The sequence below is a fragment of the Actinomadura rupiterrae genome, from assembly GCF_024172125.1.
Classification (GTDB): Bacteria; Actinomycetota; Actinomycetes; order Streptosporangiales; family Streptosporangiaceae; genus Spirillospora; species Spirillospora rupiterrae.
This window is the reverse complement of sequence record NZ_JAMZEA010000005.1, coordinates 462038-488507: the sequence shown is the minus strand read 5'-3', so window position 1 is coordinate 488507 and position 26470 is coordinate 462038. Positions and strand designations below refer to the sequence as shown.

The 26470-nt window shown below is 72.0% G+C and carries 24 protein-coding genes and 2 riboswitches; of the genes, 14 read left to right on the top strand and 10 right to left on the bottom strand.

Going from position 1 to position 26470, the window contains the following annotated elements; translation table 11 throughout:
• The first annotated feature begins 27 nt into the window (after window positions 1–27).
• From htpX to FHU30_RS19025, 3 genes are all read left to right on the top strand, one after another.
• Complete coding sequence (gene htpX, locus FHU30_RS19035) at window positions 28–945, top strand: zinc metalloprotease HtpX (protein ID WP_253877478.1); 918 nt, start codon at window positions 28–30, stop codon at window positions 943–945.
• Complete coding sequence (gene pspAB / locus FHU30_RS19030; protein WP_253877476.1) at window positions 945–1514, top strand: PspA-associated protein PspAB; 570 nt, start codon at window positions 945–947, stop codon at window positions 1512–1514. The genes htpX and pspAB overlap by 1 nt, the downstream gene beginning before the upstream one ends.
• Before the next feature lie 87 nt (window positions 1515–1601).
• A complete protein-coding gene (locus FHU30_RS19025; RefSeq protein ID WP_253877474.1) occupies window positions 1602–2369 on the top strand; it encodes a maleylpyruvate isomerase family mycothiol-dependent enzyme in 768 nt (255 codons plus the stop codon).
• 99 nt (window positions 2370–2468) lie between these two features.
• Here FHU30_RS19025 and nadA read toward each other — a convergent pair whose 3' ends face one another.
• A complete protein-coding gene (gene nadA / locus FHU30_RS19020; RefSeq protein WP_253877472.1) occupies window positions 2469–3623 on the bottom strand; it encodes a quinolinate synthase NadA in 1155 nt (384 codons plus the stop codon).
• A 259-nt stretch (window positions 3624–3882) separates the two neighbouring features.
• Between nadA and FHU30_RS19015 the strand changes: the two genes are divergently transcribed.
• Together FHU30_RS19015 and FHU30_RS19010 are read left to right on the top strand one after the other, a co-directional pair.
• Window positions 3883–4245 carry a HesB/IscA family protein gene (locus FHU30_RS19015; protein WP_253877470.1) on the top strand — a complete coding sequence of 121 codons (363 nt, stop codon included), beginning with the start codon at window positions 3883–3885 and terminating at the stop codon, window positions 4243–4245.
• A 178-nt stretch (window positions 4246–4423) separates the two neighbouring features.
• Complete coding sequence (locus FHU30_RS19010) at window positions 4424–5398, top strand: carbohydrate kinase family protein (protein ID WP_253877468.1); 975 nt, start codon at window positions 4424–4426, stop codon at window positions 5396–5398.
• A 98-nt stretch (window positions 5399–5496) separates the two neighbouring features.
• Here the strand turns inward: FHU30_RS19010 and FHU30_RS19005 are convergent, their stop codons facing one another.
• Both FHU30_RS19005 and FHU30_RS19000 read right to left on the bottom strand, forming a co-directional pair.
• Window positions 5497–5811: a sulfurtransferase TusA family protein gene (locus FHU30_RS19005; protein ID WP_253877466.1), complete on the bottom strand. Its 315-nt coding sequence runs from the start codon at window positions 5809–5811 to the stop codon at window positions 5497–5499.
• Window positions 5812–5851: 40 nt separating this feature from the next.
• Window positions 5852–6991, bottom strand: coding sequence for a cysteine desulfurase family protein (locus tag FHU30_RS19000; protein WP_253878051.1), 1140 nt, complete (start codon window positions 6989–6991; stop codon window positions 5852–5854).
• A gap of 228 nt (window positions 6992–7219) precedes the next feature.
• On the opposite strand from FHU30_RS19000, the gene ctaC reads away from it, so the two are divergent.
• From ctaC to FHU30_RS18980, 4 genes are all read left to right on the top strand, one after another.
• Window positions 7220–8047 carry an aa3-type cytochrome oxidase subunit II gene (gene ctaC, locus FHU30_RS18995; protein WP_443612892.1) on the top strand — a complete coding sequence of 276 codons (828 nt, stop codon included), beginning with the start codon at window positions 7220–7222 and terminating at the stop codon, window positions 8045–8047.
• Window positions 8048–8121: 74 nt separating this feature from the next.
• On the top strand, window positions 8122–9765 hold the full coding sequence (gene ctaD / locus FHU30_RS18990) for an aa3-type cytochrome oxidase subunit I (RefSeq protein ID WP_253878049.1): 1644 nt from the start codon (window positions 8122–8124) through the stop codon (window positions 9763–9765).
• A 3-nt stretch (window positions 9766–9768) separates the two neighbouring features.
• Window positions 9769–10179: a cytochrome c oxidase subunit 4 gene (locus tag FHU30_RS18985; RefSeq protein ID WP_253877462.1), complete on the top strand. Its 411-nt coding sequence runs from the start codon at window positions 9769–9771 to the stop codon at window positions 10177–10179.
• A 253-nt stretch (window positions 10180–10432) separates the two neighbouring features.
• Window positions 10433–11776, top strand: coding sequence for a L,D-transpeptidase (locus FHU30_RS18980; protein ID WP_253877460.1), 1344 nt, complete (start codon window positions 10433–10435; stop codon window positions 11774–11776).
• Window positions 11777–11850: 74 nt separating this feature from the next.
• Here FHU30_RS18980 and FHU30_RS18975 read toward each other — a convergent pair whose 3' ends face one another.
• The 7 genes from FHU30_RS18975 to FHU30_RS18945 all read right to left on the bottom strand — a co-directional run bounded on the left by FHU30_RS18975 (window position 11851) and on the right by FHU30_RS18945 (window position 19923).
• A complete protein-coding gene (locus tag FHU30_RS18975) occupies window positions 11851–13365 on the bottom strand; it encodes a M48 family metallopeptidase (protein ID WP_253877458.1) in 1515 nt (504 codons plus the stop codon).
• Window positions 13362–14678: a basic secretory family protein gene (locus tag FHU30_RS18970; RefSeq protein ID WP_253877456.1), complete on the bottom strand. Its 1317-nt coding sequence runs from the start codon at window positions 14676–14678 to the stop codon at window positions 13362–13364. The genes FHU30_RS18975 and FHU30_RS18970 overlap by 4 nt, the downstream gene beginning before the upstream one ends.
• Window positions 14679–14711: 33 nt before the next feature.
• A complete protein-coding gene (locus tag FHU30_RS18965) occupies window positions 14712–15488 on the bottom strand; it encodes a C40 family peptidase (RefSeq protein ID WP_253877454.1) in 777 nt (258 codons plus the stop codon).
• Window positions 15489–15497: 9 nt separating this feature from the next.
• Window positions 15498–15631, bottom strand: a riboswitch (cyclic di-AMP (ydaO/yuaA leader).
• A gap of 155 nt (window positions 15632–15786) precedes the next feature.
• The gene (locus FHU30_RS18960) at window positions 15787–16302 is read right to left on the bottom strand and encodes a C40 family peptidase (protein WP_308211335.1); all 516 of its coding nucleotides are present in this window, start codon (window positions 16300–16302) and stop codon (window positions 15787–15789) included.
• A gap of 40 nt (window positions 16303–16342) precedes the next feature.
• Window positions 16343–16558, bottom strand: a riboswitch (cyclic di-AMP (ydaO/yuaA leader).
• 477 nt (window positions 16559–17035) lie between these two features.
• Window positions 17036–17977: a C40 family peptidase gene (locus FHU30_RS18955; protein WP_253877452.1), complete on the bottom strand. Its 942-nt coding sequence runs from the start codon at window positions 17975–17977 to the stop codon at window positions 17036–17038.
• 190 nt (window positions 17978–18167) lie between these two features.
• Window positions 18168–18350, bottom strand: coding sequence for a hypothetical protein (locus tag FHU30_RS18950; protein WP_253877450.1), 183 nt, complete (start codon window positions 18348–18350; stop codon window positions 18168–18170).
• 190 nt (window positions 18351–18540) lie between these two features.
• The gene (locus tag FHU30_RS18945; protein WP_253877448.1) at window positions 18541–19923 is read right to left on the bottom strand and encodes an NYN domain-containing protein; all 1383 of its coding nucleotides are present in this window, start codon (window positions 19921–19923) and stop codon (window positions 18541–18543) included.
• A gap of 167 nt (window positions 19924–20090) precedes the next feature.
• On the opposite strand from FHU30_RS18945, the gene FHU30_RS18940 reads away from it, so the two are divergent.
• From FHU30_RS18940 to FHU30_RS18920, 5 genes are all read left to right on the top strand, one after another.
• Window positions 20091–21953, top strand: coding sequence for a DEDD exonuclease domain-containing protein (locus FHU30_RS18940; protein WP_253877446.1), 1863 nt, complete (start codon window positions 20091–20093; stop codon window positions 21951–21953).
• 346 nt (window positions 21954–22299) lie between these two features.
• Window positions 22300–23049 (top strand): rhomboid family intramembrane serine protease, encoded by a 750-nt coding sequence (locus FHU30_RS18935; protein WP_253877444.1) that lies wholly within the window; start codon window positions 22300–22302, stop codon window positions 23047–23049.
• A gap of 63 nt (window positions 23050–23112) precedes the next feature.
• Window positions 23113–23607, top strand: a complete 495-nt coding sequence (locus tag FHU30_RS18930; RefSeq protein ID WP_253877442.1) for a hypothetical protein — start codon at window positions 23113–23115, stop codon at window positions 23605–23607.
• Window positions 23607–24989 (top strand): hypothetical protein, encoded by a 1383-nt coding sequence (locus tag FHU30_RS18925; RefSeq protein ID WP_253877441.1) that lies wholly within the window; start codon window positions 23607–23609, stop codon window positions 24987–24989. Before FHU30_RS18930 ends, FHU30_RS18925 begins: the two co-directional genes overlap by 1 nt.
• Window positions 24986–26470, top strand: coding sequence for a VWA domain-containing protein (locus FHU30_RS18920; RefSeq protein WP_253877439.1), 1485 nt, complete (start codon window positions 24986–24988; stop codon window positions 26468–26470). The genes FHU30_RS18925 and FHU30_RS18920 overlap by 4 nt, the downstream gene beginning before the upstream one ends.

The window sequence follows — 26470 nt, the reverse complement described above, 5'->3', positions numbered from 1 at the left end:
AGTACGACTGGGGACGGGAGAGAAGAGATGGCCCGCACGCGTTACGCCTCCGACCGGGGTCTGACGTCGCGCATGCTCGTGACGATGTTCCTGCTGGGGCTGGTCTACGTCGCGTTCGTGACGGCGTTCTTCGTGATCTCCCCGAAGCTCGGCGCGATCGGCCTCGCCGTCGCGCTGGTCTTCCTGTTCGTGCAGTACTTCTTCTCCGACAAGATCACCAAGTTCGCGATGCACGCCCGCGAGGTCTCCCCCGAGGAGGCCCCGGAGCTGCACGGGGTGGTCGACCGGATCTGCGCCATGTCGGACGCGCCCAAGCCGCGGGTCGCGATCGCCGACACCGACGTGCCGAACGCCTTCGCGACCGGACGCAACCAGAAGAACTCGGTCGTCTGCGTCACCACCGGGCTGCTGCGCCGGCTCGACCCGGTGGAGCTCGAAGGCGTCCTCGCGCACGAGATGGCGCACGTCGCGCACCGGGACGTCGCGGTCATGACGATCGCGTCGTTCCTCGGCATCTGCGCCGGGCTGCTGACCCGGATCGGGCTGGAGTTCGGCCTGTGGGGCGGCTTCAACCGGCGCAACAACGACAACAACATGGCGCTGATGGTGATGGCGGTCGTGGCGGTCAGCGCCGTCGCGTACGCGATCAGCTTCCTGCTCACCCGCGCCCTGTCGCGGTACCGCGAGCTGTCGGCCGACCGCGCCGCCGCGCTGCTGACCGGCCGGCCGTCCGCGCTGGCCAGCGCCCTCACCAAGGTCACCGGCGAGATCGCGCGGATCCCGACCAACGACCTGCGCGCCGCCCAGCCGTTCAACGCCTTCTTCTTCACCCCGGCGTTCGGCAAGGGCTTCAGCGTCTCGCAGCTGTTCTCCACGCACCCGACGCTGGAGAAGCGGCTCGACCAGCTCAACAAGATCTCCGGTGAGCTCAGCAGGGGAGTGTGATGGGGTTCCTGGACGCCCTGCTCGGCCGGTCCAAGCCGGTCAAGCCGGACCTGGACGCGCTGTTCGGCCTCACCACCGCGGCCGTCACGCTGGAGGCCGCCGCCGGGTTCACCCCGACCGGCCTCGGCTCGGTCTGCTTCCGCGCCGCCGAGGGCGGCGCGTTCGCCCAGCTCCAGAAGGACGCCGTGGAGCTGCTGAACTCGGGCGACACGCCGAAGGTCGAGGTCAGCCAGGATTCCTACGGCTACACCTGGCTGCTGTCGCGGCACGACCCGGACGACGTCGCCGGCCTGGTCACCGACCTGCACGCGGTGAACGCCACGCTGGAGGCGGGCGGCTTCGGCCCGCACCTGCTGTGCTCCCTGGTCGGCTTCAAGGGCCCGGACGGGCAGCGCCTCGCGCTGGTCTACCTGTACAAGCGCGGCACGTTCTACCCGTTCGCGCCGCTGCCCGGCGACCGCCGCGACAACGCCCTGGAGATCCAGGCGCGCGGCTCGGTGGGCGCCGACCTGAAGTTCGAGGACGACCTGGGCCGCTGGTTCCCGGTCTGGGGCGCCCCCGGCCTCTGAACCCGCCTGACCCGCTTGATCCCCGCCTGACCTGCCTGACCCCGCCTGAACCCGTCTGATCCGATCCGCCGGCCCGGAGGACGCCTCATGTGGACGCACGAGCGGTACTGCGACGAGACCGAGCGGGAGGTCGCCGCGTTCGCGGCGGGGCTGGAGGAGGCCGAGCTGGGCGCGCCCGTGCCGTCCTGCCCGGGCTGGACGGTCCGGGACCTGCTGCGGCACCTCTCCACCACGCACCGCTGGGCCGAGGGCCTGGTCCGCACGGCGGCGGCGCGTCCGCGCAGCCCCCGGCACTTCGCGGGGGAGCCACCCCAGGCGGACGGCGAGCAGCACGCGTGGTTCACCGAGGGCGGCGCGGCGCTGATCGAGACGCTCCGCAACGCCGACCCGGACGCGGAGATGTGGTCCTGGGGCGGCGACCAGCATGCCCGGTTCTGGTCGCGCCGCATGCTGTACGAGACGATCGTCCACCGCGCCGACCTGGACATCACGCTCGGCCGCGACGTCGCGCTGGACGCCGAGACCGCCGCCGACGGCATGGACGAGATGCTCGTCAACCTCCCGTACGCGGCGCCGTTCGCGCCCAACGTGGAGAACCTGCGCGGCGACGGCGAGACGCTCGCGTTCACCGCCGCCGACACCGGCGACCGCTGGACGGTCGAGCTGGACAAGGACCGCTTCGGCTGGCGCCGGTCCAGCGCCGCCGACGACGTCCACGCGGACGCCGCCGTCCGGGCGCCCGCGTCCGACCTGTACCTGTTCCTCTGGGGCCGCCGCAAGATCGACGACCCCGCCGTGGCCGTGGCCGGCGACCACGGCCTGCTCGTCCGCTGGGTCGAGAACTCCGCCCTCTGACCGCCCGCCCGAGGACCCCCGGCTCCGGACCGTCCGCCCGAGGCTCCGGCCCCGGACCGTCCGGCCCGGGGGCGGGCGACCGGCCAGAGGGCCGGTCGGCTAGGGGAGGGCGAGCATCTGGTCGAGGGCGGCGCGGGCGTAGTGCGCGGTCTCCGCGTCCACCTCGATCCGGTTGACGACCTCGCCGCGCACCAGGGACTCCAGCGACCAGACCAGGTGCGGCAGGTCGATCCGGTTCATGGTCGAGCAGAAGCAGACCGTCTTGTCGAGGAACATCACGTTCTTGTCCGGATGCGCGTTCGCCAGCCGCCGGACGAGGTTCAGCTCGGTCCCGACCGCCCAGGACGACCCGGACGGGGCGTTCTCGATCGTCTTGATGATGTACTCGGTCGAGCCGATCTGGTCGGCGTTGGTGACGACCTCGTGCTTGCACTCGGGGTGGACGAGCACGTTCACGCCGGGGACGCGCCGCCGGACGTCCTCCACCGAGTCCAGGCTGAACCGGCCGTGCACCGAGCAGTGCCCGCGCCACAGGATCATCCGGGCGTCGCGGAGCTGCTGCCCGCTCAGCCCGCCCTCGGGCCGGTGCGGGCTGTAGACGACGCAGTCGTCCAGCGAGAGGCCCATCTCCAGGACGGCGGTGTTGCGGCCGAGGTGCTGGTCGGGCAGGAACAGCACCTTCGAGCCCTTGGCGTAGGCCCAGTCCAGCGCGCGCTTGGCGTTGGACGAGGTGCAGACCACGCCGCCGTGCCGTCCCACGAACGCCTTGATGTCGGCGGAGGAGTTCATGTAGGTCACCGGGACGACGTCATCGGCGATCCCGGCGTCCTCCAGCACCTCCCAGCACTCCTCGACCTGGTCGAAGGTGGCCATGTCGGCCATGGAGCAGCCCGCCGCCAGGTCCGGCAGGATCACCTGCTGGTGGGCCGCGGTGAGGATGTCGGCGGACTCGGCCATGAAGTGCACGCCGCAGAACACGATGTGGGGCGCCTCGGGGCGGGCGGCCGCCTGCTGGGCGAGCTTGAACGAGTCGCCGGTGACGTCCGCGAACTCGATCACCTCGTCCCGCTGGTAGTGGTGGCCGAGCACGAAGACGCCGTCGCCCAGCGCGGCCTTGGCGGCGCGGGCGCGCTCCACCAGCTCCGGGTCGGACGCGGGCGGCAGCTCGCCGGGACAGTCCACACCGCGCTCGCTGGACGGGTCGGAACCGGTGCCGAGCAGCAGCAATGGAAGATCGCGTACTGGGGTGGTCACGGGGATGCTCCCTCCTGCGACGGAGCCTTATCGTCGCTCTGACGACTAATCCTCGCACATCCGCGGCCCGGCGGACCCGGGGTGTGAGCGAGGTCTCCCCGGGAATGACCTGCCGGGCAAGGAATGGGCATGAGCCGAGGTACGTTGTCCTACGAACAGGAGACTGCGGAAACGCCGGGAGCGGATCCGCCGGCCGTCCTTCAGGACAGGTGAAGACAACGTCGCCACGGCGGCGCAGTGAGACCCGGGAGCTGACCACATGACGGTTTCAGGCGAGACCACGCAGGAGACCACGCAGCAGGGCGTGGTGCTGACCGACGCCGCCGCCGAGAAGGCGAAGGGCCTGCTGGAGCAGGAGGGCCGCGACGACCTCGCGCTGCGTGTCGCCGTGCAGCCGGGCGGCTGCTCGGGCCTGATCTACCAGCTGTTCTTCGACGAGCGCGAGATGGACGGCGACCAGGTCCAGGACTTCGACGGCCTCTCGGTCCGCGTGGACCGGATGAGCGCCCCGTACCTGGGCGGCGCCACCATCGACTTCGTCGACACCATCGAGAAGCAGGGCTTCACGATCGACAACCCCAACGCCTCGGGCTCCTGCGCCTGCGGCGACTCGTTCAACTAGGACGATCCGGAGAGGGCCGGTACGGGCGGTGAGCCCGCACCGGCCCTTTTCGCGTGCCCGGATGTCCCGAGACGGACGTGCCGCGCCGGTTGCGCGCGCGGCCGTCCCGGGAAGTAGCCTCTTGGGGTTCCTACAGCCGGTGACAAGCCGGACGCCACACCACGAGGAGAGCGACGCCGTGCGCATCGCCGTAACTGGCTCCATCGCGACCGACCATCTGATGACCTTCCCGGGCCGCTTCACCGACCAGCTGATGCCCGACCAGCTCGACAGCGTGTCGCTCTCGTTCCTGGTGGACGAGCTGGAGATCCGCCGCGGCGGCGTCGCCGCGAACATCTGCTTCGGCATGGGCAGCCTCGGCCTGACGTCCTACCTGGTCGGCTCGGTGGGCGACGACTTCGCCGACTACCGCTCGTGGCTGGAGCGGCACGGCGTCGACTGCGCCTCGGTGCACATCTCCGAGCTGCACCACACCGCGCGGTTCCTGTGCACCACCGACCAGGACCAGAACCAGATCGCCAGCTTCTACACCGGCGCCATGAGCGAGGCCCGCGTGATCGAGCTGCAGCCGGTCGCCGACCGCGTCGGCGGGCTGGACCTCGTCCTGGTCAGCCCGAACGACCCGGAGGCCATGCTCCGGCACAGCGACGAGTGCCGCACCCGCGGCATCCCCTTCGCCGCCGACCCGTCCCAGCAGCTCGCCCGGATGGACGGCGCGGACGTCCGCCGCCTCCTCGACGGCGCCGCGTACCTGTTCACCAACGAGTACGAGAAGGCCCTCTGCGAGGAGAAGACCGGCTGGTCCGACGCCGAGATCCTGGCCCGCGTCGGCGTCCGCATCACCACCCTCGGCGCCAAGGGCACCGTCATCGACCGCAAGGGCGAGGAGGGCCTGCACGTCCCCGGCGTCGCCGTGGACAAGGTCGTCGACCCCACCGGCGGCGGCGACGCGTTCCGCGCCGGCTTCCTCACCGCCACCGCCTGGGGCCTCCCGCTGGAGCGCGCCGCCCAGGTCGGCAACCTCGTCGCCGCGCACGCCCTGGAGGTCCCCGGCGGGCAGGAGTACACCATCGCCAAGGACCGCTTCCTCACCCGCCTCACCACCGCCTACGGCGAAGCCGCCACCGCCGACGTAACCCCCCACCTCACCTAACCCCAACCCCCGCCCAGGGCAACGCGTGAGGTGCTTGGTTACGCGCTGCGCCGCGGCCCCCTGGGCCGCGGCGCAGCGCTTTGTAGTGGGGGCCGCTTTTAGTAGGAGCGGCGGATGTGGAAGCCCCAGCCGCCTGCGGGGAGGGTTTCCTCCCAGACGAACTCTTGGGACTTCATGCGGCACCAGGCGGGGACGTCGGTGTGGGCGGCGGGGTCGTCGGCGAGGACGGCGACGATCTGGCCGACGGGGATCTCGCGGATGCGCTCGGCCAGCATGATGATCGGGATGGGGCACTTGCGGCCCAGCGCGTCGATGACCAGCAGCGGGGGAGCGGCTCCGGGCGGGGCGGCCGGGGGCGGCGGGGCGTCCTGCGGGGGCGCGTCGTCCTTGCGCGAACGACCTCGGAACCTCATGGGAGCGGCCGCCTTCCCGTCCTCGCGGTGAACTTCGGTGTCATGCGCCGGTCACCCCGGCGGCGGCGCGCAGCCGCGCCACGGCGTCCGGCAGGACGGCGAGGAACCGCGCCACCGCGGACGGCTCCGCGTCCCGCGGCAGCGATACCCGCACGTTCCCGTGGGTAATCACGCCCATCGCCTCCAGCACATGGCTCGGACGCAGCGTATCGGCCGTGCAGGAGCTGCCGGACGAGACCGCGAAACCCAGCCTGTCCAGTTCGGTCAGCAGCGCCTCGCCCTCCACGTAGAGGCACGAGAAGGTGACCAGGTGCGGCAGCCGCCGCTCAGGGTCGCCGACGACCTGGACGTCGGGCACCAGCTCCGGCACCCGGGTCCTGATCATGCCGACCAGGTCCGACAGTTCCGGGGCCGCGGTGGCCATGTCGGCGGCGAACGCCTCCAGCGCGGCGGCCGCCGCGACGATCGCGGGGACGTTCTCGAAGCCGGGGACGCGCCGCCCCTCCCGCTCGTCCTCGGGCAGCGGGGAGCGCCAGCGGGTGCCCTTCCGGACGACCAGGACCCCCACGCCGGCCGGCCCGCCCCACTTGTGCGCGGACGCCGTCAGCAGCGACCACCCGGACGGGACGGGCATCCGGCCGACCGACTGCGCCGCGTCCACCAGCAGCGGGACGCGGGCCGCACGGCACGCCTCGGCGGCCTCGGCCACCGGCTGCACCGTTCCGACCTCGTGGTTCGCCGACTGGAGGCAGGCGAGCGCGGTGTCCGGACGCAGCGCCGCCGCGAACTCGCCCGGATCGACCCGCCCGGTCTCGTCCACCCCGACGATCGTGACCTCGCCGCCGTCCCGCTCGTGTGCCTCGGCGGCGTGCAGGACGCTGGAGTGCTCCACCGCGCTCACCACCAGGTGCCGCCCGACACGCCGACGGGACCGGAGCGTGCCGAGGATTCCCAGCTGCACCGCCTGCGTCCCGGACGTGGTGAACGCGACCTCGTCGGGCCGGACGCCCAGCACGGCGGCCACCCGGGCGCGGGCGCGGTCGAGCTCCACCCGGGCCGAGCGCGCCGCGCCGTACAGCCGCGCCGGGTCGGCCCACGCCGAGTCCAGGGCGCTGACCAGGGCGGACCTGGCGGCCGGATGGAGCGGCTCGGTGGACGCCGCGTCGAAGTACCCGCTCATCGCGTCCCGCCCCCGCCGGAACACGCCGGAACCCTTGCGCAGGCGAAACTCGTCCGGCCGGGCGGGACGGCGGGACGGACGGCGCGAACTGGAGCCACGCCAGAAGGCTAACCGGGCACCCCGGCGGGGGAGTCGCGGACCCTCGCGCTAATGTGTCCCCCAAACGTGTGACAACTGATCTCACCGCCCGGGAGTTCCCTGGGCTCTCATCCGTGGGGAAGGCATTCCGTGAGTCCGACCCGCTCTGGGGAGCGGCGTACGCCTGTGCGCAGTCGCCGCGCAATCAAAAGCGCCGGCGCGCTAGGTCTGCTGGCGCTGTCCGCGACCGCGTGCAGCGGTCGAGCGTCCCGCCTGGGCATGCCCGAGCCGATCAGCGACCAGGCCGAGCGCATGCTGAAGCTCTGGCAGGGCTCCTGGATCGCCGCGTTCGCGGTCGGGGCCGTCGTCTGGGGACTGATCATCTGGGCGGTGCTGTTCCACCGCAAGCGCTCCGACGACCTGCCGCCGCAGGTCCGCTACAACATGCCGATCGAAATCCTGTACACGGCCGTGCCGTTCGTGATCATCGGCGTGCTCTTCTACTTCACCGCGCGGGACGAGTCCTACGTCGAGAAGACCACCAAGAACCCGGCGGTCACCGTTGACGTGACGGGCTTCCAGTGGAGCTGGCAGTTCGACTACAAGGAGAAGCAGGGCGGTCAGGAGCAGACCGTCGCCTCCGTGGTCGGCACCCCGGTCGCGCCGAACGCCCCGGCGGGCGCCAAGCCCGTCATGGTGATCCCCTCGGACCGGACGATCCGCGTGCGGCTGCACGCCAACGACGTCATCCACTCGTTCTGGGTGCCGGCGCTCCTCTACAAGAAGGACGTCATGCCGGGCTACACCAACGAGTTCGAGTTCACGGCGCGCAAGCAGGGCCTCTACGAGGGCCGCTGCGCCGAGCTCTGCGGTGTGGACCACAGCCGGATGCTGTTCCAGCTCCGGGTGGTCTCGCCCGACCAGTACAACACGTGGCTGGCCGACCAGAAGGCCAAGGCGGCGGGGGGTGTCAAGTGACCGCGATCAGCCACGCGCCGACCGCGACGGTCGCCGCGTCCAGGACCCGCAAGGGCCGGATCATCGCCGACTGGATGTCGACGACGGACCACAAGAAGATCGGGTACCTGTACCTGATCACGTCGTTCATCATGTTCCTGTTCGGCGGCCTGCTGGCGCTGGTCATGCGGGCCGAGCTGTTCAAGCCGGGCCTGCAGATCACCAGCAACGAGCAGTTCAACCAGCTGTTCACCATGCACGGCACGATCATGCTGCTGATGTTCGCGACCCCGCTGTTCGCGGGCTTCGCCAACGTCATCATGCCGCTGCAGATCGGCGCGCCGGACGTGGCGTTCCCGCGCATGAACATGCTGGCCTACTGGCTGTTCCTGTTCGGCTCGCTGATCGCCGTCGCGGGCTTCCTGACCCCGGGCGGCGCGGCCAGCTTCGGCTGGTTCGCCTACTCCCCGCTGTCGGACGCGGTCCGCTCGCCGGGCATCGGCGGTGACATGTGGGTGATGGGCCTGGCCATGTCGGGCTTCGGCACGATCATGGGTGCGGTCAACTTCATCACCACCGTGCTGTGCATGCGGGCGCCGGGCATGACGATGTTCCGGATGCCGATCTTCGTGTGGAACGTCCTGCTGACCTCGATCCTGGTCCTGCTGGCGTTCCCGGTCCTCGCCGCCGCGCTGCTGGCGCTGGAGGCCGACCGCAAGTTCGGCGCGCACGTCTTCGACGCCTCGCACGGCGGCGCGCTGCTCTGGCAGCACCTGTTCTGGTTCTTCGGGCATCCCGAGGTGTACATCATCGCGTTGCCCTTCTTCGGCATCGTGACCGAGATCCTCCCGGTGTTCAGCCGCAAGCCGGTCTTCGGCTATATCGGCCTGGTCTTCGCGACGATCTCCATCGCGGGCCTGTCCATCACGGTGTGGGCGCACCACATGTTCGTGACCGGCCAGGTGCTGCTGCCGTTCTTCTCGTTCATGACGTTCCTCATCGCGGTCCCGACCGGTGTGAAGTTCTTCAACTGGGTCGGCACGATCTGGCGGGGGCAGCTCACGTTCGAGACGCCGATGCTGTGGTCGCTGGGCTTCCTGGTCACCTTCCTGTTCGGCGGCCTGACCGGCGTCATCCTGGCGTCCCCGCCGATGGACTTCCAGCTGTCGGACTCCTACTTCGTGGTGGCGCACTTCCACTACGTCGTGTTCGGCACCGTGGTGTTCGCGATGTTCGCGGGCTTCTACTTCTGGTGGCCGAAGTTCACCGGCAAGATGCTGAACGAGCGGCTCGGCAAGGTCCACTTCTGGCTGCTGTTCATCGGCTTCCACGGCACCTTCCTGGTGCAGCACTGGCTGGGCGCCGAGGGCATGCCGCGCCGGTACGCCGACTACGCCAGCGAGTTCACCGGGCTGAACCAGGTCTCCTCGATCTTCTCGTTCATCCTCGGCGCCTCGATGCTGCCGTTCTTCTACAACGTGTACATCACGTGGAAGAAGGGCAAGCGCGTCGAGGTGGACGACCCGTGGGGCTACGGCTCCTCGCTGGAGTGGGCGACCTCGTGCCCGCCGCCGCGGCACAACTTCAACTCGATCCCCAAGATCCGTTCCGAGCGTCCGGCGTTCGACCTGCACCACCCGCACGTCGGCGCCAAGGGCGAGCCGATCAACATGTCGAACCGCGCCCAGCTGGTCGCGGAGGCGCCGGCCGGCGACCACGCCAAGGAAACGGAGGAGTAGCCGATGCGCGTTCAGGCGTTCATGTTCTACGGGTGCGCGGTCTTCTTCCTCGCCACCGACGTCGTGTACTGGCTCTGGTCGAAGGACTGGACCGGCACCACGGCGCTGGCCCTGGCCATCGGCCTGGCCGGCCTGATCGGGTTCTACATCCACTTCACGATCCGCCGCCTCGAAGGCGCCAACGGCGGCCCGCTGTACGAGGACGACCCGGAGGGCGAGGTCGCGGACGCCGCGGGCGAGCTGGGCTTCTTCAGCCCGCACTCCTGGTGGCCGCTGTACATCGGCGGCTCGGCCGCGGCCGTGTCGCTCGGCATGGTGTTCGGCTGGTGGATGGTGCTGCTCGGCGGCGCCGGGCTGCTGCTCTCCACGATCGGCCTGGTCTTCGAGTACTACCGGGGCCACTTCGCGCACTGAGCGGGGTGAATCGCGGCCGGACTCCGGCCGGACTCCGGCCGGACTGTGGCTGATTCCCGGCTGGTTCCCGGTTGATTTCGAGGGCGGCTGAGCCGTCCGCGCCGTCCGGATTAGTGATCCGGTAAAGCGATCTTCAAAGGGGCCTGTGCCCGCGTCATGCGGGCACAGGCCCTTACATAATTGGGCGTCGTCCGGGGTACGGCACTCAGCGGACAAGATCGTATACGGACGGTGACATGCGGGGGTTCAGACGGTGCGGGTCGGCATTGCTGTGAGAACGGGCCGGCGCCGCCCGGCCACATGGGGGCTGGTCGGGCGGACGGCGGCGTGCGGCGCGCTGGTCGCCGCGGGGCTGGCGGGCTGCGGGGACGGCGCGACGGACCTGAGCAGGAACGCGGTGCGGCTGAACGTGTCGCCGGGGGACGGCGGGGACCGGCTGCGGCCGGACTCGGCGATCCAGGTCGCCGCGGAGAAGGGGACGGTCGAGAACGTGACCGTCACGCACAAGGGGCAACCGGTCGAAGGCGAGCTGAGCGCCGACCGGACCCACTGGAAGTCCCGCTGGACGCTCGATCCGGGCACCGACTACTCGGTCACCGCGACGGCGCTAGGCCGGGACGGCAGGACCAGGACGGTCACCAGCGGTTTCAGTACCGCGAAGGTGAGCAAGACGATCGACGGGTCGCTGGAGGGGCCGTTCGACAAGGAGACGGTCGGCGTCGGCATCCCCATCGTGGTCAAGTTCGAGCAGAACGTCGGCGACCGCGCGGCCGTCGAGCGCGCGATGGACGTCAAGGCGGACAAGCCGGTCCAGGGGGCCTGGCACTGGTTCGACAACCAGACCCTCGTGTTCCGGACGCGGGAGTACTGGCCGGCCCACACGAAGGTGTCGTTCCAGGCGCACCTGAGCGGCGTCCACGCTGGCAAGGGCCTGTGGGGCGCGAGAGACGTCAAGGCCGACTTCCGCGTCGGGGACTCGCACATCACCAAGGCGTCCGCCACGACGCACATGATGTACGTGCGGCGGAACGGGAAGCTCGTCCGGACGATCCCGGTGAGCATGGGGCGCGGTGGCGAGGAGAAGTACACCACCACCAACGGCGCGCACCTGACCATGGAGAAGGAGGACCCGGTCATCATGGACTCGTCCACGACCGGGTGCGGGCCGGGCTGCCCCGGCTACTACCGGGAGACGGTCTACGCGGCCGTCCGGATCTCCAACAGCGGCGAGTACGTGCACAGCGCGCCATGGTCGGTGGGCGACCAGGGCAACAGCAACGTCAGCCACGGCTGCGTGAACGCCAGCCCGGAGGACGCGCGCTGGTTCTACAACTTCTCCTACCGCGGCGACCCGGTGCGCATCACCGGCACGTCCCGCGAGCTGGAGCCCGACAACGGCTGGGGCTTCTGGCAGCTGCCATGGGACAAGTGGGTCGCCGGCAGCGCGCTGAAGCAGGCGGTGAGCGTCTCGCCGCAGGGGAGCTCGCCCGTGGCGCCGGACAGCGCGCCGCCCTCGACCCAGGCGGGGCCGAGCCAGGCGCCGCCTACGCCGAGCGCCGCGCCGACCGCCCAGGGAGCGGCCCGTCCAGGCCACTGACCTGCGGAGACATCGGAACAGCGGAAGGGCCGCCCGGACATCCGGGCGGCCCTTCCGCTGTTCTACAGGCGTCCTCAGTGGTGGACGAGCGGGGGCGGCGCCGGGACGTGGTGCATCCGTGCCCAGTCCCGCGCCATCGCGATCCGCTCGGGCCCTGTGGGGTGGTCGGACCAGAGCTGCGTCTCCAGGACGTCCGGTGTGAGCGTCGAGATGTTCCGCACGGACAGCTCGTGCTGCATCGTCGCGAACGTCATCGGGTCGCGGGTGAGGTTCAGCGCGTGCGCGTCGGCGCGGGCCTCGATGTGGCGGCTCACCAGGTTCTGCACCGGCCCCTCGACCTGCGTCGCCACCGCGATCAGCGCGAGGACGAGCGCCAGCGCGCGCGGGTCGGCCGCTCCCCGGTTCCGGACGGACGGGTCGCGCGCGGCCTCGTCCTTCGACGGACGGCGCGCGGCGGGCGGGCCGACCCCGGCTCGGCGCAGCAGCCAGGGCGAGGTGAGCAGCAGGTACAGCAGGCAGATGCCGCCCGCCGCGCCGAGCGCCCCGATCAGCGTCCCGTGCAGCACGTCGTCGTTCTTGGCGTGGCCGAGCTCGTGCGCGACGATCGACTCGATACGCGGCGTGGACATCGAGGTCAGCAGCGTGTCGTAGACGACGATCCGGCGGGTGGAGCCGAACCCGGACACGTAGGCGTTCAGGGAGGTCGTCCGGCGGGACGCGTCGGCGACCAGCACGTCCGACACCGGGACGCCGTCGTTGCGGGCCATGTCGAGCAGGTCGGTGCGCAGCTTCCCGGCGGGCAGCGAGTGGAACTTGTTGAAGAGCGGCTCGACCATGACCGGGTAGGCGAACGAGGCGGCGACGACGAGCACGCATGCTCCGGCCGCAGCGCCCGTCCACCAGTAGCGCGGGAAGCGGCGGACCAGCCCGACGAGCAGCAGCAGCGCCACGGTGTAGGTGATCCAGGTGACGCCGAGGGTCTTGAGCTGGTCGACCAGCCAGCTGGGCCAGCTCTGCGTGGACAGGCCGTAGTCGGTGAGGATCGACTCGCCCCAGGCGGCGAACGGCATCGAGACCAGCCAGGTCAGCGAGGTGAGCGCGACCGCGCCGATCAGCACGTCCAGCGGCCACCGGCGCGTCCGGGCCGTGAGCCGGCCGAGCAGCCGCGCGCCGAGCGGGCTGAACCCCAGGCCGAGGATCACCACGAGGACGGCGACCAGCCGCGCGTAGGCGGGCCAGTTGAGCGCGTGGTCGAACGCGGCGGCCCGGTGGATCTCGGCGGGCGTGAAGTCCGGCGCCGGGTCGGCGGCGACCCGTCCGCCGGGAACGTTCCCGGGCAGCGGGTTCCAGGGCGTCGTCACGGCGATCACCACCGCGACGGCCGCGAACAGCACCACCGCGGCGATCGCGGCCGCCACCCGGGGCCTCCGGTAGGCGGCCCGCACCCTGTCCCCGTCGCCTTCCGGGCCGTCCTGGGCAGGGGCCTGGGCCGGCACGGGTTCTGCCGGCACGGGCTCCGGAGGCACGGGTTCCGGAGGCGGCGGGACGGGTTCGGACGGGTCCCGCGGGTCGGCGGTGGCGTCGGTCATGAGAGCTCCTTGCGGAGGTAGTCGCGCCAGTCGGCGGTGAAGGCGTCCGGGGAGAGGCCCAGGGTCCGGCGCAGCGCGGCGGCCTCGGGCTCGCGCCCGGCCGCCCGGTAGAGCCGGACGAGGGTCGCTTCACCGTATCGGTCGGCGACCATCCGGCAGGCGAGCCACGCCTCCTGGTAGGCCTGGGAGAGCCGTCCGGACGCGCCGTCGAAGTCGGCCCGGGACGGCAGCGCGTCCGGGAGGCGCCCGGCGGACGCGTCGGCGGCCAGTTCGCGCGCGGCCGACTTCACCGCGACCTTGGCGCCGCGGTAGCCGACGTAGTCGGCGAAGCCCTCGATGAGCCAGATCGGGGTGCGGCCGTCGCGCGCGCCGCCGGTGGCGACGTGCGTCAGCTCGTGGGTGAGGACGACGTCGCGCCCGAGCGCGTTGAGGCGCCCGAACGTGGGGGAGACGACGATGCGGTCCTGGCCGGGGGAGCCGTCCGGGCCGGGGGCGACGACGGCGAGGGCGGCGAACTGGGCGACGTCCTGGCCGCCTCCGGCGATGCGTCCGGCGAGGGCGGCGTCCGCGGGGGCCAGGGCGACGGCCCGGCGGGCCCAGGACGTCCCGACGACGCCTGTGACGGCGGGGACGGCCGAGGCGAGCCGCCGGGCGATCTCGTCCAGCCCGGACGCGTCGCCGACGACCAGTGCGGGGCCCTTCCGGACGACCGTGAGCGGGCCCGCGTCGAGGATGTCGGCGTCGTCGGCGAGCCGGGCGGACGAGCCGTCCCCGGTGATCGTCCAGGAGCCGGAGCGGGGCGCGAAGGCCAGGTAACGGGTGCGGGCGACCGGACCGCCGTCGAAGCCCGCGATCCGGTACCGCATCGTGACCTGCACCACACCGGACGAGCCGTGCGGCTGCCCGGGGCGTTCCTCCCAGCCGTCCAGGGGGATCTTGAGCAGGTTGTCGAAAAGGCGCGCCTGGGCCTGCTGGAACGCGGCCGGGGCGTCGGCGACGGTGGCGAGGAAGGCGATCCGGTTCCGCTCCCGGACGGCCCGGGCCCGGTTGGCCAGCACGGCCGCCACAGCCTGCGGGTCGGGCGTCCCCACGGGCGAGGCCGAAGGCTCGTCCGGCGACGAGCCACCCTGGTCCCGCGTCAGGGCGTAGATCCCGCCTCCGGCGGCGAGGAGCGCCGCGCCACCGGCCGCGAGCAGCCCGAGAGCCCGCCTCCGCGATGCGGAAGCGGGCTCTCGGGGCGGTCCGCCGCCCTCGGCGGCGGGGCTGCCGCCGTCAGGCGCGGACGGTGTCTCCTCGGCCCGCTGGTCGCTCATGCGGCGATCCTAGGGCGCGGCCGGGAGTGGACGTCACTTGGAGTAGTCGGGGTACCCGTAGCCGACGACCGTGCTGGACGGGCGGGTCTTGACCTCGACGGCGCCGCCGCCGGTGTTGCCCTCGACGGTCTTGATCGTGCCGTCGCCGTTGTCCTGGATGACCATGCCGACGTGCTGGATGTCGTCCAGGCTCTTGCCGCCGCCCCAGGAGAAGAAGACGATCGCGCCGGGCTTGGGCGCGGTGCCCCAGCGGCCCTGCTGCTGGAACCACTTGGCGTGCGCGACGGTCCAGGCGTCCGAGCCGAACTGGTCGGTGAAGCCGACCTGCTGGCCGACCCAGGAGACGAACATGTCGCACCACTCGGCGGCGGCGTACTCGCCGAGCGAGCCGCCGTCGCGGGCGAGGGTCTGCTTGGCGCGGTCGGTGCCCATGTACCACTGCTGGAACTTGGTCCGGCCGCCGCCGTCCTCGCTGACGCCGACCTGGGACGTGGCCATCTTGATCGCCTGCGCGGCGGTGGGGACCTTGGTCCGCGCGGCGGGCTTCTCGGCGCCCTTGGCCTGCGCGGCCTCGGGCTTGTTCGCGACCTCGCGCGGCGCGGCCTTCTTGGCGAACGACAGGGTGTTCTCGGCCTTGGCGGCGTCCGCGAGGCGCATGGACGCGGCGGACGGCTTGGCCGCGGTCGGCTCGCCGGTGGAGGCGTGCGCGGCGGTCGCGGCGATCGTCCCGACGACGGCGGCGCCGGCGACGAGGCCGCCGGTGGTGCGCAGGGACAGGAACAGCGGGTTCTTGCGGTGCTTGCCAGTCAAGACTGTTTCTCCTCGGCTTCCATGCCGCCTACCGGGTTAGCTGTCGGGTTCGGGCGTGGAAGCTGCCCTACGACCTGGCCGGTCGATTCACCCCGGTGAAAGTGGGTCCCCGGCTCCCTCCGGGCATGCCGCGGACGGCGTGCGAGGGAGAGGACTCGGCGGCGAACGCCCTCAGACGAGGCGCGTTCGGTACTGGATGGACTGTCCCTTGACGGGACGGCTCGCGCTGGAAGGGCGAGCGGGGAAGGAAGGCCCGGCGGCGGCGGGGGACCACCGCCGGGCCCTGCGGACGGCCGTCCTAGTAGGGACGGACGGCGCCCGCGAAGGTCTTCTTGCGGTAGCTGTCGAGCTTGACCACGCGCACGTGGTCGCCGGTGTGCGGGGCGTGGATCATGTAGAGCGTCCGCCCCTTCTTCTTGTAGACGATGCCCACATGGCCCTTGCCGTTGAAGAACACCAGGTCACCGGGTGCGAGGTTCTTCCAGGCGATCTTGTTGTGCACGGCGCGGTACTGCGCGGTGGTGACGCGGGGCAGCTGCACCCCGGCCTTGCGGTAGGCCCACTGGACGAGCCCGGAGCAGTCGAAGGCGTTCGGGCCGGCCGCGCCGTAGCGGTACGGCTTGCCCTTCTTGGACGCCGCGTACTTCAGCGCCTTCTGGGCGAGCACCTCGCGCTGGGCCCAGGTCTTGTGCTTGGCCTGCTTGACCACGGTGGCCACAGGCCTGGCGGTCGAGGCGTGCGCCGGGGTCGGACCGGCCATGACGACCGGGGTCGCGACGGCGGTGGCGACGGTGAGGCCGCCGATCACCCGCACGCATCGGGCTCTGCTGCTGACAGCGTTGCTGGACAGGGGTTTCTCCTTCTTCCAGACGCCTACCGGGTTAGCTGTCGGGTTCGGGCGTGGAAGCTGCCCTACGGAGGTCCCTTGCCAAGGCCCTTGCGGGCCGTGTCTGGGGGCGAGACCGCCGATTCACCCCTGCGCCGCCAAGCTCGTCCGGACATGTTCGGGACGGCTGTGCGCTGGTGGGTCCCCGGCTCCGCGCTCAGCGCGGACTCGGCGCTGCCGACTCGTCCCGAGGCGCGATGGGGCCGGACGACGGGACCCTGATGTCCCGCGTGCGGACGAGCGGCGTGAATTGTGGGAAAAGCGGGCCCGGTATGACGGGCCTCACTGGGGCAGGGGCCGGGTTCTGGATCCGCCGTGGCGCGCGTTCAGCGCCATGCACGCTGCTCTGCGTGCGCACGGGCGGGCCGGGCCTGCCGGGGGACGCGGCGCGTGGGATGCGTCGCGCTGAGGGCGGCGGCGCCTGGACGGCGTCCCCGCCGGGTCCGCGGCACGTGGAGGGCGCCGCGGCTGGGACGGCGCCTGGAGAGCGCCGCGAGTGCCCACAAGGTAGCAAACTTCAATCAGAAGGCAAATCATTCCAAAAACGCCATCGGCCCAGGTCAGGAACCTGGACCGATGGCGTCAGCGGCGTCAAACCGCCTGAAAGGCCTTGCTGCTGGGGCCTGCGGCCCCGTCTGCCGGGGGCGTGCGGCCCCGGCAGCTACGGGCGGGCGGCCCCGTAGAAGTTGGACTGGTAGTAGCCCGAGGAGATGTCGGCGATCTGGACCACGGTGCCGGTGTGCGGCGCGTGGATCATCTTGCCGTTGCCGATGTACAGGCCCACGTGGCCGAGGCTGTTGAAGAACACCAGGTCGCCCGGCTGCAGGTCGCTCCGGCTGACGTGCTTCAGGTTGCCCCACTGGGCGTAGGTGTCGCGGCCGATGTCGACGCCCGCCGCCGCCCACGACTTCTCGGTCAGGCCGGAGCAGTCGAAGGAGTTCGGCCCGTCGGCGCCGTACACGTACGGGCTGCCGAGCTTGGAGTAGGCGTAGTTGATCGCCGTGCGGGCGTTGCCGCTGGCGGGGCCGTTGTAGGTGCCGCCGCCGCCCTTGTTGTTGTCGGTCGGGTCCTGCCCGCCGAGCTTGGCAAGGAGCTTGCGCTGCTCCTTGACCTGCTTGTCCAGGTCGGCCTTCTGGCTCTTGAGCTGGTTCAGCTTGCCGGTCACGTCGTCCAGCGTCTGCTGCGCCTGGGCCTTCTCCCGCGCCACGCGCTGGGCGGCGGCGAGGAACTGGGCGAGGGCGCCGGTGCGGTTGCGCGACAGCTGCGCGATCACCGCGGCCTGGTCCAGGACGACCTGCGGGTTGCCCGCGGAGACGAACCCGGTGACCGAGTCGGTGTCCCCGTTCTTGTAGGCGGTGGCGGCCATCTGCGCGATCTGCTTGCGCTGGCCCTCGTAGCTCTTCTGCTGGTCGTCGGCCGCCTTCTTGGCCGCCGCCAGCTTCTTCTTCGCCGCCTTCAGGGCGCCCTGGGTCTTGTTGTACTGCTGGACCGCCTGGTCGACCTGCTCGTTCAGCTTGGTGAGCTTCTTCTTGACCTCGTCGGCGCTGGGCTTGGCAGGGGCGGCGCTGACGAAGGCCGGGGGGAGGGTGAGCGAGGTCGCCACGGCGAGGCAGGCTGTCGCCAGCACACGGCGCGTCGTGGTGCCACGCTTGGGAACACTGGCCACGTTCGATATGCCCCTCTCGTCCAAGACGTCAGCGGACGACATTAGCGAGGGGCCACACCAGTCACAACCGATTCCTAACTATCTGAACTAGTTGCGCCCGTTTTGCACACCAAGAGTCACTGCATGATCACGATGCGCGCGGGATGCGCCCCCGGCGCAGCGGCGCCACCAGGCCCAGCTCCGCGAGGAGCAGCAGGGCCCGCCGCTCCAGGGCGTCCAGCGGGACGCGCTCCTCGACGATGCCGTCCGACACGTACGCCACGACCTGCTCCGGAGCCTGGTCCGGGCTTTCTTCCAGCAGGGCCGACACGACGCATTCCTCGCAGCCGCTCGCACGCCCCCGGCATTCCCCGCACTCGATCAACACCACGCCACTCCCTTCCGAAATTCGGACGATTCCGACGTCAATCGACGCTACGCCGGGGGTGTGACAGAACTCTCCGGAACGATCACGCGCTGTCGGGCGTGTCGGACGAGTGCCCAGGTCGGCCGCGGTGGGGCTAGGAGCGGCCCAGGCGGCGGAGGAGGAGCTGGGACGGCACCGGGCGGGCGCCGGCGCGGCGGGCGGCGTCCTGGACCTCCCGGTCGGACGAGACGACCACCACGGCCCGGCCGCCCGGCTCGGCCCGGACGATCTCGCCGATCAGCTCGTCCGCGGTCTGGCCGGGCTGGCTGAACAGCACCCGGACGCCCCGCGGCGCGACGGTGGCGACCGGCGCGTCCAGCTCGGCGCCGTCGAAGACGCAGGTGACCTCGGCGCGGGTCTGGGCCGCCAGGCCGCCGAGCCCGGACAGGATCCGGGACCGCTGGTCGGCCAGCGGCAGCTCGCCGTAGCCGGTCTTGGTGACGTTGTAGCCGTCCACGACCAGGTGGACGCCGGGCAGCTGGAGCAGCCGGTCGAGCAGCTGCGGGTCGCCGTCGGACAGGGCCCGGCCGGGCAGCGCGCGGTGCGGCGGGGGCGCGGCGTCGCCGCCGGTCACCAGGTCGGCCGGGCGCCCGATCGTGGACGGCAGGGCCAGCTCCCGCCGGACGCCCTGGGCGGCGTCGGTGAGCGCGTCCAGCAGCATCCGCAGCCGGACGTCGTCGATGTTGCGGCCCTCGCGCGCGGCGCGCTTGGCGGCCTCGGCGCCCGCCTCGGCGCGGTCGAGCTTGGCGCGCAGCTTGCGCAGCTCCTTGTCGGCGGCGGCGCGCGCCTCGCGGGCCTCGGTCAGCTCCCGTTCGGTCCGCTCGGCGAGCGCGTCGGCGCGGTCCCGCTCGGCCTTGGCCTTGGCGCGGGCCTCGTGCAGCTTGCGGCGCAGCTCGGCGATCTCGGCCTTGGCGTCGCGCAGCTCGCCGCGGGCGCGGTCGAGGTCGGCGCCGCGGCTGGCGCGGGCGGCGCCGAGCTCGGCGCGCAGCTCGGCGATGCGGCGCTCGGCCCGCTCGCCCTCGGTCAGCGACGCGGACCGGTCGATCTCGGCGCGCGCGTTCTCGACCAGCGCCTTCCAGCCGTCCGGGCGGAGCAGGTAGCCGATCGCCGCGACCCGGACCGGGTCGGCGGCGGGCGGGACCGAACCGTCCGCGACGGCGGCGGCGAGGTCGGGGTGGGTCTCCCGCTCGGCCTCGGCGACCCGGGCCCGGAACGCCTCGTCCCGCTCCAGCAGCGCGGCGATGTGCTGCCCGGCGAGCTTGGCGCGCTTGCGCCGCTCGAACCGGGCGAACCTGCGCAGCGGCGGCGGCACCTCGTCCAGCGGCAGCGCGCCGAGCAGCTCCGCGGCGGTCTCCACCACGTTCTGGCGGACCGCCTCGGGCAGGGGGCGGGGCGGGCCGTCCGCCGCCTCCGGGCCGCTGTCGATGATCTGCTCCTTCGTGCCGGACGCTGTTGAAAGACTGTTTCCCGAGGTCACCCGCCTCAACCGGGGGAGACCGGCGGAGAACGGGGCCAAGCCTAGCGGTCCGGACCCGCCGCGTCCGGAGCCGAAGCCCGCCACGCCCGCCGCGACGCGCCCGCCGGATGCTCCGTTCGTGCGATGCGGCGGGTGTTCTGTCGGTGCGATGTCCTACGGTCGCCGACATGACGTCCGCGCACCACGTACCCGGGTCGGTCCCCCTGCCGGCGGAAGCGTCGCCACCCGGGCCGGGCGCCGTCCCGGACGTCCCGCGGCAGGCCGTCCCGGAGCAGGCCGGGCCGGCGCCGCAGGCCGTGCCCGTGCAGGGCACCCTGGACGACCTGGGCACGCCGCTCTCCGACGTCACCTTCGTCGTGGTCGACCTGGAGACGACCGGCGGCTCGCCCGCCGAGTCGGCCATCACCGAGATCGGCGCGGTGAAGGTGCGCGGCGGCGAGCACCTCGGCGACTTCGGCACGCTGGTCGACCCCGGCGGCCCGGTGCCGCCGTTCATCACGGCGCTCACCGGCATCACCACGCAGATGGTGATGGCCGCGCCGCGGATCGAGCGGGTGCTCCCGGCGTTCCTGGAGTTCGCGCGCGGCAGCGTGCTCGTCGCGCACAACGCGCCGTTCGACATCGGGTTCCTGAAGGCGGCGTGCGCGAAGCTGGAGTACGCCTGGCCCGCCTTCCCCGTCGTCGACACGGTCGACCTCGCGCGCCGCGTGATGACCCGCGACGAGGTGCCCAACCACAAGCTCGCCACGCTCGCCCGGTACTTCCGCACGTCCACCGAGCCGTGCCACCGCGCGCTCGCCGACGCCAAGGCCACCGTGGACGTCCTGCACGGCCTGATCGAGCGGCTCGGGTCGTTCGGCGTGACGTCCCTGGAGGAGCTGAAGGGCTTCGCGAAGGCCCCGACACCCGAGCAGCGGCGCAAGCGGCACCTGGCCGACAACGTGCCGAGCGCGCCCGGCGTCTACCTGTTCGAGGACGCGGGCGGCGAGATCCTCTACGTCGGCAAGTCCACCGACCTGCGGACGCGCGTCCGGTCGTACTTCACCGGTTCGGAGACCCGCTGGCGCGCGCGGGAGATGGTCGGGCTCGCCGAGCGCGTCCGGACGATCGTGTGCGCGACCGGGCTGGAGGCCGAGGTCCGCGAGCTGCGCCTCATCGCGGCGCACAAGCCGCGCTACAACCGGCGGTCCAAGTTCCCCGAGCGGGCGATCTGGCTGAAGCTGACGCAGGAGCAGTTCCCGCGGCTGTCGATCGTGCGCGAGGCCCGCGACGACGGCGCGGTCTACCTCGGCCCGCTGTCGTCGTCCCGGCAGGCCGAGGAGGCGAAGGCGGCCGTGCACGAGGCGATCCCGCTGCGGCAGTGCACGCAGCGGATCACGCTGCGGCTGGTCGAGCGCGGCAAGGCCCGGGTGTGCGCGCTGGCGGAGATCGGGCGCTGCGGGGCCCCCTGCGTCGGCCGCGAGGGCCTGGACGAGTACGCCGAGCACGCCGACGCCGCCCGCGCGGTCATGCGCGGCGACGTCCGGCCGGTCGTGGCGGCGGCGCGGCGGCGCATCGCCCGGCTCGCCGACGTGTACCGGTACGAGGAGGCCGGGGCGCAGCGCGACCGGCTCGCCGCGTTCATCCGGGCGGCGGCGCGCGGCCAGCGGCTCGCCGCGCTCGCCAAACTGCCGCAGGTCGTCGCGGCGCGTCCGGCGTTCGACGGCGGCTGGGAGCTGTCGGTGGTCCGGTACGGGCGGCTCGCCGCCGCCGGGACGGTCCCGCCGCGCGCCGCGCCCCGCCCCTACGTGGACGCGCTGATCGCGACCGCCGAGACCGTCCTGCCGGGCGCGGGCGGCGCGCCGGGCGCGATGACCGGCGCGGGCGGGACGGGCGCGGAGGAGATGGAGTGCGTGCTGCGCTGGATGGACTCCCCGGGCGTCCGGCTGGTCGAGGTCGAGGGGGAGTGGACCTGCCCCGCCTACGGCGCGGAGTCCCTGCGCGGCTGGATCGACAACGCCTACACCCCCGTGGACACCTCGGACCGCTAGGCTGTGTTTACGCAGTCACGGCCCACTGCGCTCGCCTAGCGGCTCGCTCCGTGACCGTGCCTGGGCGAACGCGGCATCGCTTCGCGATCAGCGCGGTGCCGCTCGCCTCCGGCGTCGCGGCACCGCGCTGGTCACGCGTTCGCGCGCGTGGCCGAGGCCACTTCGAAACAGGCCCTAGGCCACCTCGGACCGCCAGGTCTGTCCCGGGCCGCCAGGACTTCCCGGCCGCCAGGATCTTCCGGACCGTTAGGGTTTGGCCCACCTCGCCCGGTAATGTCACGGCCCCGAGATAGTCGTCGCCAGCCGCCGGACCAGCCGCCGCCTCCCGATCAGGACGCCTCCACACATGGCACTGCCCCTCTACGACAGTCAGCCCGCCCGGCGGGTCCCCTGGGTGACCTACCTGCTGGTCGCCGCGAACGTGCTGGTGTTCCTGCTCACGCCGATGGCGCACTTCGCCACCTGGTACGGCGAGAACGAGGTCCGGCAGTGCAAGGCGGCCCAGTTCACCATGGAGTACGGGGCCGTCCCGAAGGAGCTGACGACCGGCGAGCAGCAGCCGATGCCGGCGAACATCGCGCACGAGTGCGGGCCGTCCACCTTCACCAAGTCGCCGTGGACGTCCGCGTTCACCTCGATGTTCCTGCATTCGAGCTGGCTGCACCTGCTGGGCAACCTGGTGGTGCTGTTCGTCGTCGGGATGGGCGTGGAGGACCGGCTGGGGCGGCTGAGATACCTGCTCAGCTACCTGTTCTTCGGGCTGGTCGCGGTGTACGGGTTCGCCTACACCTCGCCGGACTCCAACGTCCCGCTGATCGGGGCGTCCGGGGCGATCGCCGGGGTGCTCGGCGCCTACCTGGTACTGAACCCGCGCGGCCGGATCGTGAGCTGGGTGGCGCCGGTCATCTTCGTCCGGCTGCCCGTGTGGGTGGTGCTCGGATACTGGTTCGTCCTGCAGTGGTTCTCGCTCGGGGACAAAGAGAGCAACGTCGCTTACGTGGCGCATATCTACGGTTTCGTGAGCGGCATGCTGTTCGCGTTCCTGGCGCGCCGCGCCGGAGCCTCGCGCGGTATCGCAGCGCTGTCCAGGGGCTGATTTCCTCCGGCCCTCCCTCCGCGATTCCCGGATTTTGTCGTACCCCCTTGGGATGATTGCGGCATGTCGAACGAGGACGCGGATGACCTCGCGTGGGAGCGGTCCGCCGTGGTGCGGGTGACGCCCTCCGCCAAGGCGCGGAAACTGGCGAAGGTGCCCTTCGTCGAAATGGCCGACGGACGCCTTCAGGGCGTGGTGTCGAGCGGTTCCGACATCGCCCGGGTTTACGTTTCGTCCATTGCCGCCGAAACGCACGCCTTCAGCTGCAGCACCAACAACAACCGACCGTGCGGAGGACTGACCGGCGGTTATATGTGCAAGCATCTCCAGTCGCTTGTCGCGGAGGCCGTACTGCAATACGGAAACGAACGCGTCGGGCAGTTCCTCGGCATCGAGGGCGACGATCTGAACGCGGGCCTGCGCGACGGAAGCAAGGAGAGCGCCCCGGCCGCCGTCGTGTTCAACCGGTTCCTGCGCCACCTGGCCTACCTGGAGCTGCCGGCGCGCAACGCGCCGGTGCCCGAGATGCAGTGGTTCCCGGCCGGGGCGGTGGGCTGATGCTGAGCATGCACCTCGCCGCCCTGACCGACGGCCTCCCGGACGGTGTGGACGACGCGTCCGCGCTGGTCGACGGCTTCGACGACGCCCTGACCCACGGCCTCGGACGGCTCGGGGAACCGCAGGCCGCCGCGCTCGAAGCCCTCGCCGCGGCGCTGTCCGCCGCTCCGCTCGGGCCGGCGATCGCCGAGGCCGCGGCGAAGGCCGGCAGCGGCTCGCCCTCCGAGGACGGCCTGGGCCTGCTCGCCGCCGGCCGCGCCGCGCTGCTCGGCGCCGTCCACGACGCCCTGCTCGGCCGCTTCGACACCGCCGCGGGACGCGTCCGGGCCGCGTGGGACGAGCCCGCGCCGGAACCGCCAGGTGGCACAAACCTGCTGGCCGGAGCCCGGTCCTGGCTGCACGAGGTCGCCGTCACCGGCTGGCGCGGCGTCGGCCACGACCTGGTGTCGGCGGTCGACCCGACCGTCGAGGCGCTGCTGGCCGACCCCGGCTCGCGCCGTATCGCCGCTCTGATGGACGGCCTGGCCGCCGAGCTGCGCGCGTCCAGCCCGGTCGCGACGATGGCCCGCGTCCCGGCCCGCCGCTGGGGCGACCTGTGGTCCCGCCCGATGCTCCTGACCTGGCAGGACGGTGCGTCCGGCGGGCGGGCCGAGCCGGTTTCGGGGCGGCTGCTGCCGCTCGGCGTGGACGTCCACGAGCATCCGACCGCCGTGCAGATCCAGGTCCACGGCGTCCTGGAGAGCGGCGAGGGCAAGCGGCTCGTCCGCGCGAGCGTCTCGGCCGGGAAGGTCGACACGATCGTCGGGCCCGCGATCTGGCGGCTCCTGGACGACTTCCCCGTCCTGCTGGCCGCGCTCGCCGGGCAGCGCGCCGTGGAGATCGACGGCATGCCGCTCCTCCCCGGCGGCGACCTGCTCTGGTCCGAGGACGCGGCCGACCTCGGCGAGTCCGCCGACCCGTTCGCGACCGCCCGCCTCCAGCTGGACGAGGCGACCGCGCCGCCCGTCCCGCCGCTGGAGCGGCACCCGGTCCGCATCGCCGAGCCCGTCCTGCTGGAGGGCTACCGCGTGGACGGCGGCGATCTCGTCCTGGACGACCACCGGCTGCGGATCGAGACCGGCAACCTGCCCGGCAGCGGCCCGCTCACCCCCGAGCTCGTCCGGGCCTCCTCGACCTGCGTCGGGCTCGTCCGCTGGGACGCCGCGGGCTGGTCGCTGCGGCCGCTCGCCGTGCAGGCGGTGGTCAAGAAGAAGCCCGTCACCGCGCACGGCGGCGAGTGGGCGCTCGGCCCCACCGATCCGAAGATCGTCAAGGCGCAGGCCAAGTCCGGCGACGCGGTCGCGGTGCTGCGCGAGCGAGCAGGGCGGTTGCTGCGCAAATGACCGAGTCCACAGAGGAAGACCGCACCCACGAGAACCGCAGGCAGGCGCTGTACTGGCGGCTGATGGCCCGGATGTTCGACGCCGAGGAGCAGCCGGCCCTGGAGTCGGCCGGCGTGGCGGTGGTCGACGCGGTCGGCCTGCCCCCGGCGCTGCTCGACCCCGGTGTGTCCATGGACACCCTCCTCCAGCGCTTTCCCGACCTCGCGCCGGAGTTCGACGGCCTGTTCGCGGCCCGCCCGTCCGACGAAGGAGCGGCGTCGGACCGGTCCGTCCGCAACGCCGCGCTCGTCTCGAAGCTGCTGCTCAACGTCTTCCAGACCGGGCAGGGCAACGTCACGGCCGAGCAGCTCGCCGCCTGGCAGCGCGACGCCACCCGCCTCCGCCGAGCCCTCTGCGGCGGAGGCGGCGAAGGCGCGGGCGCAGGCGGCTCGTCCGCGGGCGGTGCCGGAGCAGGCGCGTCGGACGGAGGCCCGGGCGGCTCAGGCTCAGGCTCGGACGGATCGGGGCCGGGCGGGGACGCTGGCGCGCCCGGACCGCACTCCGGTGGAGGCTTCGGCCCGGCTCCCGGCGGGTCCGGCTTCGACGCCGGGGACATCGAGAAGATCCTCGCGAACATCGAGGGCGACCTGGTCAAACGGATGCGGCTGCGGGAGGTGCTCGCCGACCCGAAGCTCGCCCGGCAGCTCACCCCGAGCATGTCGCTGATCGAGCAGCTGCTGCGCGACAAGGCGAACCTGTCCGGTGTGGCGCTCGCCAACGCCAAGGCGCTGATCCGCCGCTACGTGGACGAGGTCGCCGAGGTCCTGAAGACGCAGGTCCAGCAGACCAGCGCCGGCACGCCGGACCGGTCCGTCCCGCCGAAGCGGGTGTTCCGCAACCTCGACCTCGAACGGACGATCTGGAAGAACCTCACCAACTGGAGCCCGGAGGACGAGCGCCTCTACGTCGACCGGCTCTTCTACCGGCACACCGCCAAGCGGACCACCCCGGCGCGCATGATCGTCGTGGTGGACCAGTCCGGCTCGATGGTCGACTCCATGGTCAACTGCACCATCCTCGCGTCGATCTTCGCCGGGCTGCCGAAGGTGGACGTGCACCTGATCGCCTACGACACCCGCGCGATCGACCTGACGCCCTGGGTGCACGACCCGTTCGAGGTGCTGCTGCGCACGAAGCTGGGCGGCGGCAACGACGGGCCGGTGGCGCTGAACATGGCCCGTCCCAAGATCAGCGACCCGCGGAACACCGTGCTGGTGTGGATCTCGGACTTCTACGAGTTCGACCGCTCCCAGCCGCTGTTCGACGGCCTCCAGTCGCTGCACCGGTCCGGGGTGAAGGTAATCCCGGTCGGCTCGGTGACCAGCTCCGGGAGCCAGATCGTCAACCCCTGGTTCCGGCAGCGCTTCAAGGCGATGGGCACGCCGGTGATCTCCGGAAAGATCCGCAAGCTCGTGTCCGAACTCAAGAACTTCCTCGACTAG

Excerpts from the sequence above, each read along its gene's own strand:
- htpX (WP_253877478.1), top strand. The coding sequence starts at position 28 with ATGGCCCGCACGCGTTACGCCTCCGACCGGGGTCTGACGTCGCGCATG.
- pspAB (WP_253877476.1), top strand. The coding sequence starts at position 945 with ATGGGGTTCCTGGACGCCCTGCTCGGCCGGTCCAAGCCGGTCAAGCCG.
- FHU30_RS19025 (WP_253877474.1), top strand. The coding sequence starts at position 1,602 with ATGTGGACGCACGAGCGGTACTGCGACGAGACCGAGCGGGAGGTCGCC.
- FHU30_RS19015 (WP_253877470.1), top strand. The coding sequence starts at position 3,883 with ATGACGGTTTCAGGCGAGACCACGCAGGAGACCACGCAGCAGGGCGTG.
- FHU30_RS19005 (WP_253877466.1), bottom strand. The coding sequence starts at position 5,811 with ATGAGGTTCCGAGGTCGTTCGCGCAAGGACGACGCGCCCCCGCAGGAC.
- FHU30_RS19000 (WP_253878051.1), bottom strand. The coding sequence starts at position 6,991 with ATGAGCGGGTACTTCGACGCGGCGTCCACCGAGCCGCTCCATCCGGCC.
- ctaD (WP_253878049.1), top strand. The coding sequence starts at position 8,122 with ATGTCGACGACGGACCACAAGAAGATCGGGTACCTGTACCTGATCACG.
- FHU30_RS18985 (WP_253877462.1), top strand. The coding sequence starts at position 9,769 with ATGCGCGTTCAGGCGTTCATGTTCTACGGGTGCGCGGTCTTCTTCCTC.
- FHU30_RS18975 (WP_253877458.1), bottom strand. The coding sequence starts at position 13,365 with ATGACCGACGCCACCGCCGACCCGCGGGACCCGTCCGAACCCGTCCCG.
- FHU30_RS18970 (WP_253877456.1), bottom strand. The coding sequence starts at position 14,678 with ATGAGCGACCAGCGGGCCGAGGAGACACCGTCCGCGCCTGACGGCGGC.
- FHU30_RS18940 (WP_253877446.1), top strand. The coding sequence starts at position 20,091 with ATGACGTCCGCGCACCACGTACCCGGGTCGGTCCCCCTGCCGGCGGAA.
- FHU30_RS18935 (WP_253877444.1), top strand. The coding sequence starts at position 22,300 with ATGGCACTGCCCCTCTACGACAGTCAGCCCGCCCGGCGGGTCCCCTGG.
- FHU30_RS18930 (WP_253877442.1), top strand. The coding sequence starts at position 23,113 with ATGTCGAACGAGGACGCGGATGACCTCGCGTGGGAGCGGTCCGCCGTG.
- FHU30_RS18925 (WP_253877441.1), top strand. The coding sequence starts at position 23,607 with ATGCTGAGCATGCACCTCGCCGCCCTGACCGACGGCCTCCCGGACGGT.
- FHU30_RS18920 (WP_253877439.1), top strand. The coding sequence starts at position 24,986 with ATGACCGAGTCCACAGAGGAAGACCGCACCCACGAGAACCGCAGGCAG.